The sequence below is a fragment of the Streptomyces sp. NPDC043867 genome (assembly GCF_056435845.1).
This window is the reverse complement of sequence record NZ_JBWKDS010000003.1, coordinates 16,748-36,029: the sequence shown is the minus strand read 5'-3', so window position 1 is coordinate 36,029 and position 19,282 is coordinate 16,748. Positions and strand designations below refer to the sequence as shown.

Below are 19,282 nucleotides of genomic sequence, written 5' to 3'. Positions count from 1 at the left end.
CCACCCCCCCCCACTCCCTCCCCCCCCCCCCCTCCACCCCACCCCCCCCCCCCCACCCCCCCCCCCCCCCCCCCCCCCCCCCCCCCCCCCCCCCCCCCGCCGTGTTGCGTGCGGGGGCCGTGACGGAAGCGGCCGGGAGAGACCGGGAGCGGGCGACCTGCCGCAGATCCTGATATTCCGATTACCATCTGCGTTCATGCGTTCCCATGCGCCATCCCTGGTCGGGCGGGACCCCCAAATCGCCCTGCTCGAAAGTGCCATGGCCGAGGCGAGGCAGGGACGCGGCGGTGTCGTCTTCCTGGTCGGCGAGGCCGGTGTCGGCAAGTCACGGCTCGCGGCGGAGGCGGTGGGCCGGGCGCTGGACGCCGGGATGCGCGTACTGCGCGGGCGCAGCAGCACCACGGGTCCGGCCGTGCCGTTCCGTCCCCTCACCGAGGCGCTGATGTCGCTGTTCCGCGGCGGCGAGCCCGTGGACGACCTGGCCCTTGGCCCCTACCGCCCCGTCCTCGGACGGCTGGTCCCCGACTGGGACACCGGGGAACGCGAGAGCAGCTCCATGGTCATCCTGGGCGAGGCGGTGCTGCGTCTGCTCACCGCCGCCGGGCGCGGGCAGGGCCAGCTGCTCCTGCTGGAGGACCTGCACGACGCCGACCCGGAGACGCTCGGGGTGCTGGAATACCTGGTGGACAACCTGGAGTACTCACCCGTACTCCTGCTGGCCACCGTGCGCACGGACTTCAGCGAGGCGCTGGACCTCGCGCAGTCCGCCCGCCGCCGCGGCGTCGCGGCGCTGGTCGAGCTGCCGCCGCTGACCCGCCCCCAGGTGCACGGCATGATCGCGGCGCAGCTCGGCGCCGAGGGCCCGGACGAGGTGCCCGAGGCGGTCCTGCAGCGGCTGTGGGAGGACAGCGCGGGCAGCCCGTACCTGGTGGAGGAGCTGCTGCAGTCGATGATCGGGGCCGGGACGCTGGTGCAGGGGCCGCAGGGCTGGCGCGCGGTCGGAGATCTGCGCAGTGACGTTTCCTCGTCGCTGGCACGGGGCATTCTGCGCCGCATCGACCGGCTGGGCGCGCAGGGCCTGACCCTGTTGTCGGCCGCCGCCGTCCTCGGCCGGCGCTTCCCGCTCACCGTGCTGCAGCGTATGACCGGCGTCGACGACCGGGCCCTGCTCAGCCATCTGCACGCGGGCGTGGCCGCGCGGCTGGTCATCCCCGACGAGCCGGCTCCGGACTGGTACGCCTTCCGGCACTCCCTCACCGTGGAGGCGCTGTTCACGCAGATGACGCCGGGTCAGCGGGCGGAGCTGGCCCGGCGGGGTGCGGAGGCGGCCGAGGAACTGCACCCCGGCCTCGGCGGCGACTGGTGCGCGCTCGCGGCCGGGCTGCGGTGCGAGGCCGGGGACCGGGTCGAGGCCGGGCTGCTGTTCGCGGAGGCCGGCGGCCGGGCCCTGGCGGCGGGCGCGCTCGGCTCCGCCGTGACCCTGCTCAGCAGCGCGGAGAGCCTGCTGGCCGACGCCGGTGATCCGCAGGCGCGGGCGGAGGTGCTGGAGAACCTGCTGCCGGCCCTCGCGGAGGCCGGTGACTTCGCCCGCGCCTTCGAGCTGGCGGAGGACCTGCATGTGCTGAGCGGCTCCGGGCTGGGCCCGGCGCGCCTGGCCACCCTGCACACCCGGCTGGCCAAGGTCGCCCACACGGCGGGGCGGTGGAGCGACGGCAACCGCCAGATCGTGCGTGCCCGCGAGATGCTGGCGAGCGCACCGGACGAGGCGACGGCCGCGGCCGTCGACGTCACGGCCGCCTATCTGGCCCTGGACACTCCGGGTCCTGACCGCACCCAGCACGCGGAGAAACTGGCTCGCTCGGCCGCCGACACCGCCGAGCGGTACGGGCTGCCCGTCGTCGCCTGCCAGGCCAGCGAGCTGCTCGCCACCGTGGCCAGGGAACGGGACCCCCAGGAGTCGCAGGCGATGCTCGAACAGGCCCTCGCCACGGCGGAACGCCACCGCCTGCCGCTGCAGCGCATGTACGCGGCCACCCGCATGGGCGGCAACGCCTGGCTCGCCGAGGGCGACGCCTCGGGTCTGCTGGCGGCCCGCGCGGAGGCGCTGCGGCTCGGCTCGGTGCACCTCGTGCACACCGTGGACGGCATCCTCGTGCTGGACGCGGTGCTGCGCGGCGAGTACGAGGCCGCCCGGTCGGCCGCCGCCGAATGCCTGGCCGTGGTACGACGCCTGCGGCTGGCGCCCGCCGTGCGGTACGTCCTGATGGCGCAGTCCGTCCTGGAGGCACACCGCGGGGACCGTACGGCGATGCAGGCGGCGCTCGCCGCGTTCACCGAGTGGGACGGTGCCGGCTCGCAGGAGGAGCCGCTGTGCCTCGGTCTGGCCCGCGCCTTCTGCGCGCTGCTGGAGGAGGACCGCGAGCTGGCCCGTGCCGAGCTGCGGGCGGTGGTGGCGCTGGAGGCGGACAACCCCTCCACCTACCACCTCAGCGGCACCCATGGCCTCGTCCTGCTGCTGGACGTGCTCGCCGGGGACGCGGACCGGGCCCGGCACGACGAGGTCACCGCCACCGCCGTCGCCCGGATGCGCTGGAACCGGCAGTTCGTGCTGCTCGCCGACGCCGTGCTGCTCGGCCGGGAAGGGGCGGGCGCGCGGGCTGCGGCGGCGGTCGAGTCGGCGCTGGCGCTGGCGCAGCCGTACCCGCTGGCCCAGCATCTTGGCCTGCGGCTGATCGCCGACGCGGCGCACCAGGACGGCTGGGGTGATCCGGTGGGCTGGCTGCGGCGCGCCGAACACCACTTCCACGAGCGGGACACGGCGGCCGTGGCGGGTGCCTGCCGGGCCGCGCTGCGCCGGCTCGGCGCTCCCGTGCACCAGCACCGCACCGGCACCAGCGGCATTCCCGACCAGTTGCGGGCGCAGGGGGTGACCGTGCGGGAGTTCGAGGTGTTCCGGCTGCTCGCGGAGCGGCTCGGCAACAAGGACATCGCCGACCGGCTGTTCATCTCGCCCCGTACGGCGGAGAAGCACATCGCGAGCCTGATCACCAAGACGGGGGCGGCCAACCGCGCGGACCTGTGCGCGCGGTCGGCCGCCCTGCGGTCCTCCTGAACCCGGCGCTAGCGCATCTCGCGCACCGCGCGTGATGCGAGGACCGCGAGGCCCGTCCCGGCGAGGACGACGGCCACCACCGCGAACAGGGCGAACGTGTCGATCCGTGCCAGCGCGCCGCACGCGATCAGCGACAGCGGGGCGGCCGCGTAGCCGAGGACCATGTCGACGGAGACGACCCGGCTGAGCACGTCCTGCGGGATGTTCCGCTGGATCCAGCTGAGTCCGAACACGCCCTGGAATCCGATGGCGAAGCCCATGGCGAGCACCGTCGCCACGACGGCCGCGGTGCTGTGCACCAGGCCCAGTACGGCCATTCCGGCGCCCAGCCAGCCCGCGAGAGCGGCCACCAGCAGGCCCACCCGGGGCCGGCCGCCGAGCGCGCCGCCGGCGAGCGTGCCGAGTATCGCGCCCCCCGCGAGGGACCCGTTGAGCACGCCGAGTGTGGCGGGGCCGCCCCGCAGCACCTGGTCGGCGAGGGTGGCGAAGCCGACCGTGAAGGGCCCGGCATAACAGAAGTTGACGGCGGTGTCGAGGGCGACGATCGTCCGCAGCCGGGGGTCGCGGAAGGTGTAGGTGACGCCCTCGCGGATGCGGGCGCCCAGGGGGGTGCGTTCCTTCACCGCGCCGGTCTGCGCACGGCCGGCCCCGGGGCGGGTGCGGATGCTCGCCACGCACCAGCCGCACAGGGCGAAGCAGACGGCGTCGACGAGGAAGGCGACCGGCGCGCGGGTGACGGCGATGACCACACCGCCGACGGCGGGTCCGACGACGGCGGCGGTCCGGGCGCCCGTGCCCAGCAGCGCGTTGGCCGCGGTGAGCAGGTCCTTGTCCACGACGGAGGGCAGGATGGAGACGCGGGCGGGCTGGAAGAAGGCGTCGACGGCGCCGAAGGCGGCGGCCGCCGCGCACAGCGTCGCCACCGTCAGCTGGCCGCTCAGTCCGGCGAGTCCGACGCCCGCCATCAGTGCCGCCCGGGTCCAGCTGGAGGCGACCATGAGGGTGCGGGTGGACCAGGAGTCGCTGAGGGAGCCGCCCACCAGGGTGAGCAGTGCGCGGGGTACGGCCTGGAAGGCGAGGACGTAGCCGAGGGCGAGGGTGGAGCCGGTCAGTTCGAGGGTGATCCAGGAGAAGGCGACGACGCTGAAACCGTCGCCGAGCAGGGACAGCGACTGTCCCAGCCACAGGAGCTGGAAGGGCCGCTGCCGGGCCGGTGCCCACAGCCGGGGACCGGCGTCGGCGAGAGTGGTGGCCATGGTGTGCCTTTCGTCGTACGGACGCTCTCGGCGGTCCGGTCAGTAGCGGACGGGCAGGGCGGTGAGGCTGCGGTTGAGCAGGGAGGGCTGCCAGGTCTCTCCGCCGGGGTCCGCCAGGGTGAGGCCCGGGTGATCGGTGACCAGGGTCCGCACGGCGGACACGGCGACCAGCCGGGCCAGCGCGGCGCCGATGCAGAAGTGGGCGCCGAAGCCGAAGCCGAGGTGGGTCGCGCCGGTGCGGCGCACGTCGAACCGTCCGGGGTCGGGGAAGCGGGCCGGGTCGCGGTTGGCGGCGGCGGTGACGAGGAAGATCCGGTCGCCGGTGCGCAGGGTGTGGCCGTCGAGGTCGAGGTCGCGGGCGGCGGTGCGGATCGACATCTTGGACGGGCCGTCCAGGCGGAGGGTCTCCTCCACGGCGCCCTGGGCCAGTTCGGGGTCCGCGCGGACGGCGGCGAGCTGCTCGGGCCGGGTGTGCAGGGCCAGGACGGTGTTCGCGATGAGGTTGCTGGTGGTCTCCCCGCCGGCGAACGCCATCTGGGTGAGCATCCCGACGAACTCCTCCTCGCTGACGGAGTCGCCGACCCGGCCCTCGCGCAGCACCTGGCTGATCAGGTCGTCGCCGGGTTCGGCGCGGCGCCGCGCGACCAGCGCTCCCAGGTAGTCCTCCAGGCTCACCAGCGCCTGCAGGGAGGCCCGGTACTCGCTCTCCTCCTGGGCGGTGCCGAGGACGAGGTCGGCGACGCGGGCGTTCCAGTACCAGAAGGAGGGGGAATCGGTGCGCGGGATGCCGAGCCAGCGGGCGAACACCAGCGCGGGCAGGGGCTTGGCGACGTCGGCCATCAGGTCGCCGGTGCGGCCGGGAACCGCCTTGCGGGCGAGGACGGCGCGGGTCGCCTTCTCGGTGAAGGCGCGGTAGCGGGCCACCGCGCGGGCGGCGAACGCCTCCTGGAACACCTGGCGCAGCCTGCGGTGCTGCGGGGCGTCGTTGAAGACCATCCAGCGGGAGAGGATCCCGAAGGCCCGCTCGGCGTCCTCGCGGGCGCCGTGCGGTACGGCGTCCATCAGGGGGCGTACCCGGTCGGCGGAGACCGCGGGGTCGCGCAGGCAGCGCATCACCTGGTCGTAGCCGGTGACGAGCCAGGCGTGGTGCATCGGGCTCCAGTGGACGGGGGCGTGCGCGCGCAGGGCGTCGAGGTGGTCGTAGGGGTCGGCGACCATGCCGGCGGACAGCAGGTAGCGCTCGGTGAAGGCGGGGGCGGCGGTGGTCATCGGGTCTCTCCCGCCTCGATGCCGGCGAGCAGTCGGGCGATGCCCTGCACTTGGGGCTCGGCCATCATCGACATGTGGTCGCCTTCGCTGATGTGCAGGGTGAGCCCGTCGCCTGCCACCTCGCGCCAGCGGGCGACGTAGGTGTCGTAGTCGACGTCCAGGCCCGGCATGGTGCGGCCGCGGGGCAGTCCGGCGGCTTCGCTGCCGACCACGAGGTGGATGTGGCCGGGGTAGGGGCGGACCTCGTAGGCGGCCAGGGCGGCGAGCAGCGAGTGCCACACCTCGATCGGTGCGTTCTCGACCAGGGCCGCTTCGGCGGGGCTCATGCCGGCGCCCAGCAGGGTGGCGGTGAGTTCGGCCGTGGCCCGGTCGCGCTGCGGGGAGGGCGGCAGTTCGCGCAGCCGGTCCCGCAGGCGCAGGGCTTCGCGCAGGTCCTTGGTGACGCCGTCCAGGCGGGCCCGGGCGGCGGTGTTGGGCAGGTACGGCTCGATCAGGACGAGGGGTGCGACCGGGTGCCCCGCCGTGTGCAGCTGGGTGGCCATCTCCAGGGCGATGTTGGCGCCCATGGACCAGCCGAGCAGGGCGTGCGGGCCGGTGCCGTCGCGGTCGGTGATCTCGGCGACGTAGTTGGCGGCGATGCCGGCGACCGTGCCGGGGTCGACGCCGCCGAGCAGTCCGCGTGCCTGGAAGGCGTGGACGGGCCGGCCGGGCGGCAGGGCGCGGGCGAGCGGCACGAACCAGGCGGCGCTGCCGCCGGTGGGGTGCACGCACCACAGGGGCTCCCCCGTGCCCTCGCGCAGCCGTACCTCGGAGGTGACGGCGGCGGGCAGCCCGTCACCGGCCGCCCGGGTGGCGTGCGCGGCGAGCTGGGCGATCGTCGGGTGTTCGATCAGGTCGCCGACCGACACCGGCAGGCCGCGTCCGGCGGCCATCAGGGAGACCCGGACGGTGGACAGGGAGCTGCCGCCGATGCGGAAGAAGTCGTCGTGGACGCCGATGCGGGACAGGCCGAGGACTTCGCGCCAGATCTCGGCGAGGACCTTCTCCGCGGTGGTGGAGGGGGCGGCGTACTCGGTGTCGTTGCGGTCGAGTTCGGCCGGGGGCAGGGGCAGCGCCCGCTTGTCGGTCTTGCCGCTGCGGTTGACGGGCATCTCGTCCAGGAAGACGAACCGGGCGGGCAGCATGTAGGCGGGCAGCGAGGCCCGCAGGTCGCGGCGCAGTTCCTCGGGCCGGGGCCGCCGGGGGCCGTGGACGACGAGGTAGGCGACGAGGGCCGGTTCGCCGGGCAGGTCGGTGCGGTGCAGGACGACGGCCTGGCGGACCTCGGGCAGGCCCCTGAGGGCGTGCTCGATCTCGCCGAGTTCGATGCGGAAGCCGCGCAGTTTGACCTGTGAGTCGCGGCGGCCGAGCCACTCCACGGAGCCGTCGGGCCGGTGGGTGCCGAGGTCTCCGGTGCGGCACAGCCGCTCGCCGGGTGCGCCGTACGGGTCGGGGACGTAGGTGGCGGCGGTCAGTGCGGGCCGGCCCAGGTAGCCGCGGCCGACGGCCTGCCCGCCGAGATGAATCTCGCCCGGCACGCCCACCGGGACGGGCTGGAGGTCGTCGTCCAGGACGTGGATGCGGGTGTTGCGGATCGGGGTGCCGATGGGCGGGGTGCCCTGGCCGGGGGTCAGTTCGGCGGCGACGGACCAGACGGAGGTCTCGGTGAGGCCGTAGACGTTGTGGAAGCGCCGGCCGCGCGACCAGGCGTCGGCGAGTTCGGCCGGGCAGGCCTCGCCGGCGACCTGGAGCACCCGCAGCTCGGGGAAGTCGTCCTGGCCGAGTACCGCCAGTGCGCTGGGCGGCAGCATGGCGCCGGTGACGTGGGTTTCGCGCAGGGTGCGGGCGAGGTCGGGGCCGGGGCGCAGGTCCTCCTTGGGGGCGGTGACCAGCCGGCCGCCGTTGGCGAGGGACCAGGTGAGTTCCAGGATGGAGGCGTCGAAGCCGAAGGAGGCGAACTGCAGCACCCGGTCGCCGGCGGTGGGGTGCACCAGGTCGCGCTGCCCTTCGAGCATGTTGGACAGGCCCCGGTGCGGGATGGCTACTCCCTTGGGTGTGCCGGTGGAGCCCGAGGTGTAGATGATGTAGGCGAGGGTGTCGGCGTCGGGCTCCCGGCCCGGCACGGCCGGCGTGGCCGTGCCGGTTTCTGCGGGGTCGGCGGGGGCGTCCAGGTGGATCACCGGCCCGTCGAAGGGCACCGTCCCGGTGAGTGCGCGCTGAGTGAGCAGCACCCGCATGCCGCTGTCCTGGGCCATGAACGCGAGCCGTTCGGTGGGGTGTTGCGGGTCGAGGGGCAGGAAGGCGCCGCCGGAGCGCAGCACACCGACGGCGGCGCGCACCAGGTCGGGGCCGCGCTCGGCGCAGATGCCCACCACGGTCTCGGGGCCGACCCCGAGCTGCCGCAGCCGCCGTGCCAGCTGCTCGGCCTGCTCCTGGAGTCCGGCGTACGTCAGGTGCTGCCCGCGGTGCTCGACGGCGACCGCGTGCGGGGTGCGGGCGGCGTGGGCGTCGATGTGCTCGTGGAACAGCAGCGGTGAGGAGGGGGTCTTGGGGCCCCGGGCCCAGACGTCGAGGGCGGTGGCGCGGGCGGCGCCGGTGAGCGCGGGCCGGGTCACCCGGGTGTGCGGGCCGGCGACCATGGCCTCCAGCTGGGCGCAGTACACGTCGGCGAGCTGCTCGGCGGTGGCGGGTGCGACGAACGCCGGGTCCGCGTCGAGGGTGAAGGCGTTGACGCTCGCGTTGATGAGCAGCGGGAACATGGTCCGCGCGATCTCCAGGGAGTCGTCCCAGGAGTCGTGCGAGAGCCGGTGGAAGTTGACGTAGTTGAAGACGGCGTCGGTCAGGTTCGGTTCGGTGGGCCGCAGGCGGGCGATGTGGACCAGCGGGAGCCTGCGGTGCGGGAGCATCTCCTGTTCGGCCGTGAAGACGTCCCGCAGGTAGGCGAGCCAGCTGCCGCGCGGGCGGGCCACGCCGAACGGCACGGTGTTCAGGAACAGTCCGCGCATCCGGTCGGCGCCGGGCAGCTCGGGCCGCCCGTTGGTGACCAGGCCGATGCTGTGGCCGAGGGTGCTGTCGTCGCGGTCGGCGAACAGGCTCATGGTGTGGTGGAAGGCCGTGATCAGCACGGTGCGCCGCGGCACGCCGGCTTCCTTGGCCAGGCGGCCGATGTGTTCGGCGAGGTGGGCGTAGGAGCGGCGGACCTCGTGCACCGGCGCCTGGCCGGCCACGTCGGCGGCCGTGCGCCTGCGGAAGGTGACGGGCCGCAGATCGGCGAGCCGGCCGCGCCAGTAGTCGAGGGACTCCTCGCTGCCGAGCGCGGCCCGCTCCAGGGCGACGTACTCGGCGAAGGGCGGTGCGGTCGGCGGCTCGGGCGCGCGGCGGTGGGCGACGGCCTGCCGGTGCAGGGCCAGCAGGTCGGCGACGAGTGAGGTCAGGCTCCAGCCGTCCAGGACGACGTGGCAGTCGGTCAGGACGAGGCGCAGGTCGTGGTCGGTGATGTGGTGGAGGTGGATGCGTACCAGGGGGGCGGCGGCGAGGTCGAAGCGGCGCTCGAACTCCTCGTCGACGAAGGCGCGCAGCCGGGCCCGCTGTTCCTCGCGCGGCAGTGCGCGCAGGTCGGTGTAGCCGACGGGCAGGCGGGCGGCGCGGTGGACGAGCTGGAGGGGCTCGCGGTAGGAGACGAGGTCGACGGAGGTGCGCAGGATCGGGTGGCCGGTGACGAGCGCGTCCACGGCGGCCTGGAACGCGTCGAGGTCGAAGCCCTCGGGGACGGTGATCTTCAGGTCGGTGACGTTGTGGTAGGCGCCGCGCCGCGGGTCGGCGAGCATCTCGTGCAGCATGCCGGCCTGGAGCATGGTGAGCGGGTAGGCGTCGGCGAGTCCGTCGGGCAGGCGGCCGGCGTCGGCCGGGTCGAGCTGGGAGAAGGGGGCGGTGGGGGCGGGGGTGTCGCCGGCGTCGGTGACGAGGGCGTCCAGGTCGGCCAGGGTGCGGGCGCGGAAGACGTCGGCGACGGTGAACCCGAGTCCGGCGAGGCGGCCGAGGCCCACCAGGCGCAGCGCCAGGATGGAGTCGCCGCCCAGGTCGAAGAAGTTGTCGGTGCGGCCGACGTGCTCGATGCCCAGTACCTGGCTCCACACGGCGGCGAGGGCCTGCTCCCGGGGCCCCTCGGGCGGTACGTGTGCCCGAGGCCCGTCCGAGACGGGCCGGACCGCGGTCAGCGCGGCCCGGTCGACCTTGCCGTTGGCGGTCAGGGGCAGGTGCTCGTGGCGGACGAACAGCGCCGGGACCATGTGCTCGGGCAGGGTCAGCCGCAGTCCCTCGCGCAGGGCGGGCGGGTCGAGGGGGCGGCCCTCGGGCGTGACGACGTGCGCGACCAGGCGGGCGGTGCCCTCGTCGGGGCGGGCCACCACGGCGGCGTCGGCGACGCCGGGCAGCGCGCGCAGGGCGGTCTCGATCTCGCCGGGCTCGATGCGGTAGCCGCGGATCTTCACCTGGTGGTCCGCGCGGCCGACGTAGCCGAGCTGTCCGTCGGGCTCCACGCGGACCAGGTCGCCGGTGCGGTACATGCGGGCGCCGGGGCCCCCGAAGGGGTCGTCGAGGAAGCGTTCGGCGGTCAGCTCGGGCCGGTTCAGGTAGCCGCGGGCCACACCGCCGCCGGAGACGTACAGTTCGCCGGTGCTGCCGGGCGGCACGAGCCGGCCGAAGGAGTCCAGGACGTAGCCGTGCTGGCCGGCGAGCGGACGGCCGATGGGCGAGCGGACGCCGCCGTCGATGTCCTGCTCGGTGATGGTGCGGATCGTGACGTGCACGGTGGTCTCGGTGATGCCGTACATGTTCACCAGCGCGGGGCGGTGTCCCGGGGCCGTGAACCAGTCGCGGTAGTCGCGTACGTCGAAGGCGTCGCCGCCGAAGATGACGGTGCGCAGGGCGAGGTCCGCGAAGCCGGCCCCGGTGTTCTGGAGGTGGGCGCGCAGGCCCTTGAAGGCGGCCGGGGTCTGGTTGAGGACGGTGACGTTCTCCTCGCGCAGCACCCGGTGCACGGCCGCCGGGTCGCGCACCTCGTCCGCGCCGAGCACGACGACGCGTCCGCCGCTGGTGAGCGGTGCCCACAGCTCCCACACGGAGAAGTCGAAGGCCGGCGAGTGCATCAGGGTCCACACGTCGGCGGGGCCGAAGTCGAAGTGCCGGTCGGCGGCGTCCAGCAGCCAGGCCAGGTTGCCGTGGGTGATCTCCACGCCCTTGGGACGGCCGGTGGAGCCGGAGGTGTAGATGACGTAGGCGAGGTCGTCGGGGGCCGGGAGGAGGTCGTCGCCGGCGGCCGGGGTGTGCGTGTCGTCCGCGTCGAGCGGGACCAGGCGGGCGGGCAGTCCCTCGACGGCGGCGCGGGTGGCGGTGTCGGTGACGATCCACTCGACGCCGGAGTCGGTGACGGTGAACTCGCGGCGCGCTCTGGGATGGGAGGGGTCGAGGGGAAGGTAGGCGGCGCCGGCCCGCCAGACGGCGAGCAGCGCGGCGGCCAGGTCGGGGGTGCGGTCGAGGCAGACGCCGACGAGGGAGCCGCGGGTGACGCCGGCGGCGCGCAGCCGCCGGGCCAGCGCCGAGGCGCGGGCGTCGAGCTGGGCGTAGGTAAGGGTGCGTCCCGATCCGCTCACCGCGACCGCGTGGGGTGTGCGGGCGATGTGCCCGGCGAGGCGGTCGGCAGCGGTGCGCGGGGCCGGGGAGGCGTCGGTGCCGGTGTTGGCGGGGCCGTCCGGGCCGAGGAGGTGGGCGCGTTCGGCGGGGGTGAGCGGGTCGACGGTGCTGAGCGGGGTGTCGGGGGCGGCGCAGAACGCCTCCAGCAGGGTCACGGTGTGCCGGGCGAGGGCGGCGACCGAGGCCTCCTCGAACAGGTCGGGCCGGTAGACGAACACCAGGTCGGTGCGTCCGTCGCCGTCGCGCAGATCGAGGGTGAGGTCGAATTTGGCGGTGGTGAGGTCGATCGGGTACGGCGTCCCGCTCGCCTGCCCCAGGTCGAAGCCGGACGGTGTGGTGTCGGTGTGCGTGCAGAGGACCTGGACGAGCGGGTTGCGGGCGAGGTCGCGCTGCGGGCTCAGCGCGTCGACGACCTGCTCGAAGGGCAGCGACTGGTGCTGGAACGCCTCCAGGACCCGCTCCCGGGTGCGGGCGAGCAGCGCGGCGGGGGTCGGGTCGTCGGAGAGGTCGCCGCGCAGGACGAGGGTGTTGACGAAGAAGCCGACGAGCTGCTCGGTCTCGGCCCGTTCCCGGTTGGCGACCACGGTGGCGACGGCGATGTCGCGCTGTCCGCTGTGGAAGGCGAGCGCGGCCTGGAACGCGGCCAGCACCGTCATGTAGGGGGTCGTGCCGGTGCGCCGGCCCAGCGCGGCGAGCGCGTCGCTCAGCGCGGGTGGCAGGGTGGCGCGGTGGGCTGCGCCGCGGCCGCCGGGGGTGTCGGGGCGGGGGTGGTCCGTGGGCAGTTCCAGCGGGGTGAGGCCGGCCAGTCGGGTGCGCCAGTGGTCCAGGGCGGCGGACTGGTCGCTCTGGCGCTGCCAGATCGCGTAGTCGCTGTAGTCGAGGGGCAGTTCGGGCAGGTGTGCGGCGCGTCCCTCGCGGCGGGCCAGGTACAGCTCGGTCAGGTCACGGACGACGAGGCCCAGCGACCAGCCGTCGGAGACGATGTGGTGCATGGCCAGGACCAGCACGTGGTCGTCGTCGGCGGCGCGGACCAGGGTGGCCCGGAAGGCGGGTTCGTGGGCGAGGTCGAAGGGCCGTACGGCGGCGGTGTGCACGGCGGCCGACAGGCGCCGTTCGCGGTCCTCGCCCTCCTCGCCGCTCACCTCGATCACGTCCAGGACGGTGCCGTCGGCGGGCAGGACCTGCTGGTGGGGGATGCCGTCGTGCTCGGGGAAGATCACGCGCAGCTGCTCGTGCCGGGCGACGAGGTCCGCCACGGCGGCGCGCAGGGCAGGCAGGTCCAGCGGGCCGGTGAACCGCCAGGCGGCGGGCAGCAGATAGGTGGGTGCGCCCGGGTCGAGCCGGTCCAGGAAGTACAGGCGCTGCTGGGCCGCGGACAGCGGGATCCGCTGCGGGCGGGGCCGGACCCGGGCCGGGCCGTCCTCGCGTACGGCGGCCCGGCCGCGCAGTCGCTGCTCCAGCAGGCGCCGGGCCGCCGGGGACAGGCCGCCGCCCGCGGCGAGGGGGCCGGGACGCACGTCGGATGTGGTCATGAGGGCACTCCGATCCAAGAACTGGGGAGAGGAAGTCGGGCAGGGGCGGGCGCGGGCGACGGGGTCAGAGGCCGGCCGTGAGGGACAGGTCGATCTCCTCGTCGCTCAGCTGCGAGATCAGCTCCAGCAGCCGGCGCTCCACCTCGGCGGCGAGCCGTTCGACGGTGGGGTGCTCGAACAGGTCCCGGACCTGCAGCGGGCAGTCGAAGGCGGTCCGCAGTCGGGAGGCGACCGACACCGCGCGCAGGGAGTGGCCGCCCAGCGCGAAGAAGTCGTCGTGGACGCCGACCCGGGGCAGGTCGAGGACCTCGCACCAGATCTGCGCGACGACCGTCTCGGCGGGGGTGCGCGGTGCCACGAAGGCGTGCGGTGCGCGTGCCACGGGCTCGGGCAGGGCGGCGGTGTCCAGTTTTCCCTGCACGGTCAGCGGCAGGGCGTCCAGCAGGACGAACGCCGACGGCACCAGGTAGTGGGGCAGGTGCTCCCGGCAGTGCCGCTCCAGGGACTCCTGCGACAGGCGGGTGCCCGCGGTGTAGGCGACGAGGGCGGCCTCGCCGTGCAGGGTGCGCACCACGACGGCCGCGCCCCGCACTCCGGGGTGCCGGCGCAGCACCGCCTCGGCCTCTCCCGGTTCGACGCGGAATCCGCGGATCTTGACCTGGTCGTCGTTGCGGCCGAGGAACTCCAGCTCGCCGGTGGGCAGTCGGCGTACGACGTCGCCGGTGCGGTAGAGCCGGCCGCCTCGTCCGCCGAACGGGTCGGGCACGAAACGCTCGGCGGTCAGTGCGGGACGGCCCAGGTATCCCCGCGCCAACTCGGTTCCGCCGATGAGGAGTTCGCCCGGTACGCCGTCGGGGGTGAGCTCGCCCAGGGCGTCGACGACGTAGGTGCGGCGGCCGCCGAGGGCGCGGCCGATGGGTACCCGGCCGTGCGGGACCGCCTCGACGGTGTGCGCGGTGGCGGAGATCACCGCCTCGGTGGGGCCGTAGGTGTTGATCACGGGCACCGCGGGCAGGTGCGCGAACCACTGCTCCAGGGGGTCGGCGGGCAGTGCCTCTCCCCCCGTCACCAGCAGCCGCAGTGACGCCAGTCGGGGTGCCAGCGTGTCCAGGCGGGCGACGAGTTCCGCCCAGTAGGACGGGGTGAGTTCCATGACGGTCACCCGCTCGGCGGCGACCCGGGCGGCGAGTTCCTCCGGCGCCCAGATCTCGTCCGGGCGCACCACCACCGTCGCCCCGGCGCTCAGTGCGGGCAGGATCTGCTCCAGCGACGCGTCGAACGAGGTGGAGGCGAAGGTGAGCACCCGGTCGTCCGCGGTCAGCGCGAACGCCTCGCGGGCGGTGGCCACATGGGCGTCCAGGGCGTGGTGTTCGACGCCTACGGCCTTGGGGCGGCCGGTGGAGCCGGAGGTGAAGATGACGTAGGCGAGGTCGTCGGGGCGGGGGGTGTGCCGGGGGCCGTCGGGGGCCGGCCGGACCCGGCCGACGTCGATCGCCGTGGCCCCGAGCCGGGTGACCTTGTCCCGGGTGTCCGCGTCGGACACCACGTGCCGCACCCCGGCCTCGCGGAGCATGTACCGCAGCCGTTCCTCGGGGATGCGGGTGTCGAGCGGGACGTACACGCCGCCGGCCCGCCAGACGGCGAGCATCGCGGCGACCGGCCACACGCCCCGGCCGACGCACACGCCCACGGCGTCGCCGGGGGCCGCGCCCGCGTCGGCCAGGGCTGCGGCCAGTCCGCCGGTCAGGGCGTCCAGCCGGGCGTGGTCGAGGGTCGTGCCCTCGCAGACGACGGCCGGGGCGTCCGCCCGGCCCCGCACCCGGAACCCCGGCGCGGGCACCGTGTCCCGGCCGGCACCGGCCACCAGGCTCTCCCGCTCCCCGGCCGAGAGCAGCGGTGCCTCGTCGACGCGTGCCGCGGGGTCGGCGACGAGGGTCTCCAGCAGCCGTCCGACGTGCCGGGCGAACCGGGTGGCGGTGGACGGGTCGAACAGGTCGGCGGCGTACTCGACGTTGAGGGCGAAGCGGTTCTCCCGGACGACGAAGGTGGCGGTCAGGTCGAACTTGGCCGAACCCCAGGGCAGCGGGAAGTCGGTGGCGGCCTGTCCCGGCCGGGCGGAGCCGCCCGTGGAGGCGTCCTGGACGTCCACCATGACCTGGAACAAGGGGTTGCGGGACAGGTCGCGTTCTGGGCGCAGCCGCTCCACGACCCGTTCGAACGGCACCTCCTGGCGGTCGAAGGCGCCCAGGACGACGTCCCGTACCCGGTCCACGAGCCCGGTGAACGTGGGCCGTCCGGACAGGTCCGTGCGCAGGACGACGGTGTTGACGAAGAAGCCGACCAGGGGCTCCAGTTCGAGCCTTCCGCGTCCGGCGACGGGTGTGCCCACGGACACGTCGGTCTGCCCCGACCAGCGGGCCAGGACCGCCTGGGCCGCGGCCAGCAGCACCATGAACCGGGTCGCGCCCAGCTCGCGGGCGCAGGCGTCCACGCGGTCGACGAGGGCGGCGGGCAGGTCGACCTCCACGGCGCCGCCCCGGCCGGTGAACGCGGACGGCCGGGGCCGGTCCGTGGGCAGTTCCAGCGCGGGCGCGTCCTCCAGGGTGCTTTCCCAGTAGGCGAGCTGGGGTTCCAGGGCGCCGCTGTCGGCGCGCTCGCGCTGCCAGACGGCGAAGTCGCCGTACTGCACGGCGAGCGGCGGCAGCTGGGCGCGCCGGCCCGCGCGCCGGGCCTCGTAGTGCTGGGTGAGTTCGTCCAGCAGCAGGCCCTTGGACCAGCCGTCGGTGACGGCGTGGTGCAGGGCGAGGAGCACGACGTGGTCGTCGTCGGCCAGCTCCCACACGCCGGCCCGCAACAGGGGTGGCCGGGTGAGGTCGAAGCGGCGCGTGGCCAGGGTCGCGGCCCGGCGCCGTACCGTCTCCAGCCGGGTCTGCTCGTCCGGGGCCCCGGGTGCCTTCTCCCAGTGCAGCGGGACTCCCACCGGGTCGCAGATCCGCTGCACGGGGCGGCCGTCGGACTCGATGAGCGCGGTGCGCAGCACCTCGTGGCGTTCCACCAGGTCGTCCAGGGCCTGCTGCCAGGCGGTGCGGTCCAGGCCGCCGCGCGTGCGCCAGCAGTACCACAGCAGGTAGGAGTCGCCGCGTTCGGAGGTGCGGTCCAGGAACCACAGCCGTTCCTGGGCGAAGGACAGCGGCAGTGGCCGGTCGCGGTCGACGGGCACCACCTCGCCGGCGCCGCAGGCGCGGGCGGCGGCCACGCGGGGGGCGAAGCCCCGGACGGTGGGGTTCTCGAAGACGGTGCGCAGTTCGATCTCGCGGCCCAGGCGCTGGGCGATGCGGGAGACCGCCATGGTGGCCAGCAGGGAGTGGCCGCCCAGGTCGAAGAAACTGTCGTCGATGCCGATGTGGTCCAGGCCGAGGACGTCGGCCCACACCTCGGCGACGAGTTGCTCGGTCTCGTCGCGGGGTGCGGTGCGGGCGGGGTCGGCGGCCGGGCGGGCGGGGTCGGGCAGGGCGGAGCGGTCGAGTTTGCCGGAGACGCCGACCGGGAGGGCGTCAAGGACGACGAAGTCGGAGGGGACGGCGTAGTGGGGCAGATGGCGTGCGCACCAGGCGCGCAGGTCCGCCCGGTCCGGCGGGCGGGGCGCGTCCGGGGCCGGTACGACGTAGCCGGTGAGGCTGCGCCCGGTGGTGCGGTCGGGGCGGGCGGCGGCCGCGGCGACCTGCGGGCAGGCCCGCAGCACGCTCTCCACCTCGCCGAGTTCGATCCGGAAGCCGCGGATCTTGACCTGGTCGTCGCGGCGGCCGAGGAACTCCAGTTCTCCGCCCGGTGTCCAGCGGACGAGGTCACCGGTGTGGTAGAGGCGGCCGCCGGGCGGTCCGTAGGGGTCGGGGACGAAGCGTTCGGCGGTCGGGGCGGGGCGTCCCAGGTAGCCGCGGGCCACTTCCGTGCCGCCGATGAGGAGTTCACCCTGGACGCCGACGGGTACCGGCTGGTCGTCGGCGTCGACCACGTACACGCGCCGGCCGCCGAGGGGACGGCCGATGGGCACGGTGTCGGCGGGCGGGTCGTCGGCGTCGTAGGTGGTGGCGGTGACGGTCGTCTCGGTGGGCCCGTAGGCGTTGCACACGCGCACCCAGGGGACGGCGGCCCGCCAGGCGGCGAGGGTGTCGGGCGGGACGGCCTCGCCGCCGAGGACGAGCAGCCGCAGGGGGGCGAGGGCCGCGGCCAGGCGCCGGTCGAGGGAGAGCGTCAGTTCCGACCAGTAGGTCGGGGGCACGTTGACGACGGTCAGGGCGTGCCGCTGGACGATCTCCGGCACCTGGGTGGGCAGCCAGGGCTCGTCGGGGCGCACGACGACGGTGGCGCCCGAGGTCAGGGCGGGCAGCACCTGGTCCAGTGAGGCGTCGAAGGAGAAGGAGGCGAAGGCCAGCACCCGGTCGGCGGCGCCGATGCCGAGCCGCTCGCGGGTGGCGGCCACGTGCGAGGCGAGCGCGGCGTGTTCGACGCCCACGGCCTTGGGCCGGCCGGTGGAGCCCGAGGTGAAGATGACGTGGGCCAGTTCGCGGGGGTGCGGGCGGTGGCGGGGGCCGTCCGCGGCCGGGGTGAGGGTGGTGACGTCGACGGTGACCGGTGCGAGTGCGGTGGCGGTGGCGGCCGTCGCGGGGTCGGTGAGCACGCAGGTGAGGCGGGCCTCGTCCGCCATGAACCTCAGCCGCTCGGCGGGGAGTTCGGGGTCCAGGGGTACGTACGCGCCGCCCGCCCGCCAGATCCCCTCGATGGCCGCGACGGACCACAGGCCGCGGCGCAGCAGGACTCCCACCGGGCTGCCGGAGCCGACGCCGGCGGCGCGCAGCGCGGCGGCGAGTGAGCCGGTCATGGTGTCCAGTTGTGCGTAGGTGGCGCTGTCGTCGCCGCAGAGCAGCGCGGTGGCGTCGGGGTCGCCGGTGAAGGCGACCGGCGGCGCCGGGTCCGCGGGCCGGTCGGGAGCGTGGTGCCAGGCGGGGCGGGGGCGGGCAGGCGCGCCGGGTCCGGCGGGCAGCGCGCGGGCCAGGTCCTGCACGGGGGTGACGGGGTCGGCCAGGACGGCGCGCAGCAGCGCGACGTAGGCACGGGCGAACGCGCGCATGGTGGCGGCGTCGAACAGGGCGGTGGCGTACTGGAGGATGGCGGCGATGCTGCCGTCGGTGCGCAGGGTGAGGTCGAGGAAGACGTCGAGCGGTGTCCCGGTCAGCGGCGGCTCGACCAGCGTCACGTCCAGGCCGGGCATCTCCACCGGGCGGATCGGGGTGTTGAGGAGGGTGAACGACGCCTGGGCGAGCGGGTGCCGGGACAGGTCGCGGGCGCCGCCGAGCGCGCCGACCACGAGGTCGAAGGGGGCCTCCGCGTGGGAGAGGTCCGCCAGTGCCCGCTCCCGCACCCGGTCCAGCAGTTCGGCGAAGCCGGGGCGGCCGGCCAGGTCCGTGCGCAGGACGACCGTGTTGACCAGCGGGCCGATCAGGGCCCCGGCACCGCGCTGGGCGCGGTCGGCGAGCGTGCTGCACACGGCGACGTCGGTGCGGCCCGACCAGTGACCCAGGAGCGCCTGGTAGGCGGTGAGCAGGAGCATGTAGCGGGTGGCGCGCCGGGATCTGGCCAGGGCGTCGACGGCGGTGACCAGATCGGCGGGCAGGTCGAAGCGCACGACGTCACCGGAGCCGTCCCAGACACGGGGCCGGGGCCGGTCGGTGGGCAGGTCGAGCGGGGTGAGGCCGGTGAGCCGCTCACGCCAGTGGCCGAGCAGGCGTTCCAGCCGTTCGCCGCGGAGGCGTTCGCGCTGGGTACGGGCCAGGTCGGCGTAGCGCACCGCGGGCGCGGCGACCGGCTCGCCGCGGTATCCGGCGGCCAGTTCGTCCAGCAGCACGCCCCACGACCAGCCGTCCACCGCGATGTGGTGCACCTCCACCAGCAGCAGGTGCTCGTCGGGTGCCACGCGGGCGAGCGTGGCACGGAGCGGGTGCTGGGCGGACAGGTCGACGGGGCGGTCCAGGCACCGGGCGAACAGGTCGTCAGGTCCGGTTGCCTCGACGCGTTGAAGGACGAAGCCGGCGGGGGCGTCCACGACCGGTACCGGCTCGCCGTCGACGGCGGTGAACCGGGTGCGCAGCACCTCGTGCCGGGTCACGATCCCGGCCAGGGACCGCTCGAGCCGGGCCGCGTCGAGGGGGCCCCGCAGCCGCAGGACCAGCGGGAGCATCGATGCGGTGGAGTTTCCGGCCAGCTGGTCCAGGAACCACAGCCGGCGCTGCGCGAAGGATGCCGTGCGGGTGTCGACGTCGTACGGTGCCCCTTCGGGGGCAGGGCCTGCTGTCACTGTGAGCCTCCAAGCCGTGTTTTGCAGCAGA

Annotated in this window: 5 protein-coding genes; 1 reads left to right on the top strand and 4 read right to left on the bottom strand. The window is 74.9% G+C overall.

Annotation, left to right across the window (positions count from 1 at the left end):
* Nucleotides 1-196 precede the first annotated feature (196 nt).
* Nucleotides 197-3,112: a helix-turn-helix transcriptional regulator gene (locus tag AC069T_RS03655; RefSeq protein ID WP_478781147.1), complete on the top strand. Its 2,916-nt coding sequence runs from the start codon at nucleotides 197-199 to the stop codon at nucleotides 3,110-3,112.
* Nucleotides 3,113-3,120: 8 nt separating this feature from the next.
* On the opposite strand, the gene AC069T_RS03650 is transcribed toward AC069T_RS03655, so the two are convergent.
* From AC069T_RS03650 to AC069T_RS03635, 4 genes are all read right to left on the bottom strand, one after another.
* Nucleotides 3,121-4,368 carry an MFS transporter gene (locus AC069T_RS03650; protein WP_478781146.1) on the bottom strand — a complete coding sequence of 416 codons (1,248 nt, stop codon included), beginning with the start codon at nucleotides 4,366-4,368 and terminating at the stop codon, nucleotides 3,121-3,123.
* Between the two features lie 39 nt (nucleotides 4,369-4,407).
* Complete coding sequence (locus AC069T_RS03645; RefSeq protein WP_478781145.1) at nucleotides 4,408-5,637, bottom strand: cytochrome P450; 1,230 nt, start codon at nucleotides 5,635-5,637, stop codon at nucleotides 4,408-4,410.
* Nucleotides 5,634-12,899 (bottom strand): amino acid adenylation domain-containing protein, encoded by a 7,266-nt coding sequence (locus AC069T_RS03640; RefSeq protein ID WP_478781144.1) that lies wholly within the window; start codon nucleotides 12,897-12,899, stop codon nucleotides 5,634-5,636. The genes AC069T_RS03645 and AC069T_RS03640 overlap by 4 nt, the downstream gene beginning before the upstream one ends.
* Nucleotides 12,900-12,963: 64 nt before the next feature.
* Nucleotides 12,964-19,251, bottom strand: a complete 6,288-nt coding sequence (locus AC069T_RS03635; protein ID WP_478781143.1) for an amino acid adenylation domain-containing protein — start codon at nucleotides 19,249-19,251, stop codon at nucleotides 12,964-12,966.
* Nucleotides 19,252-19,282 lie beyond the last annotated feature (31 nt).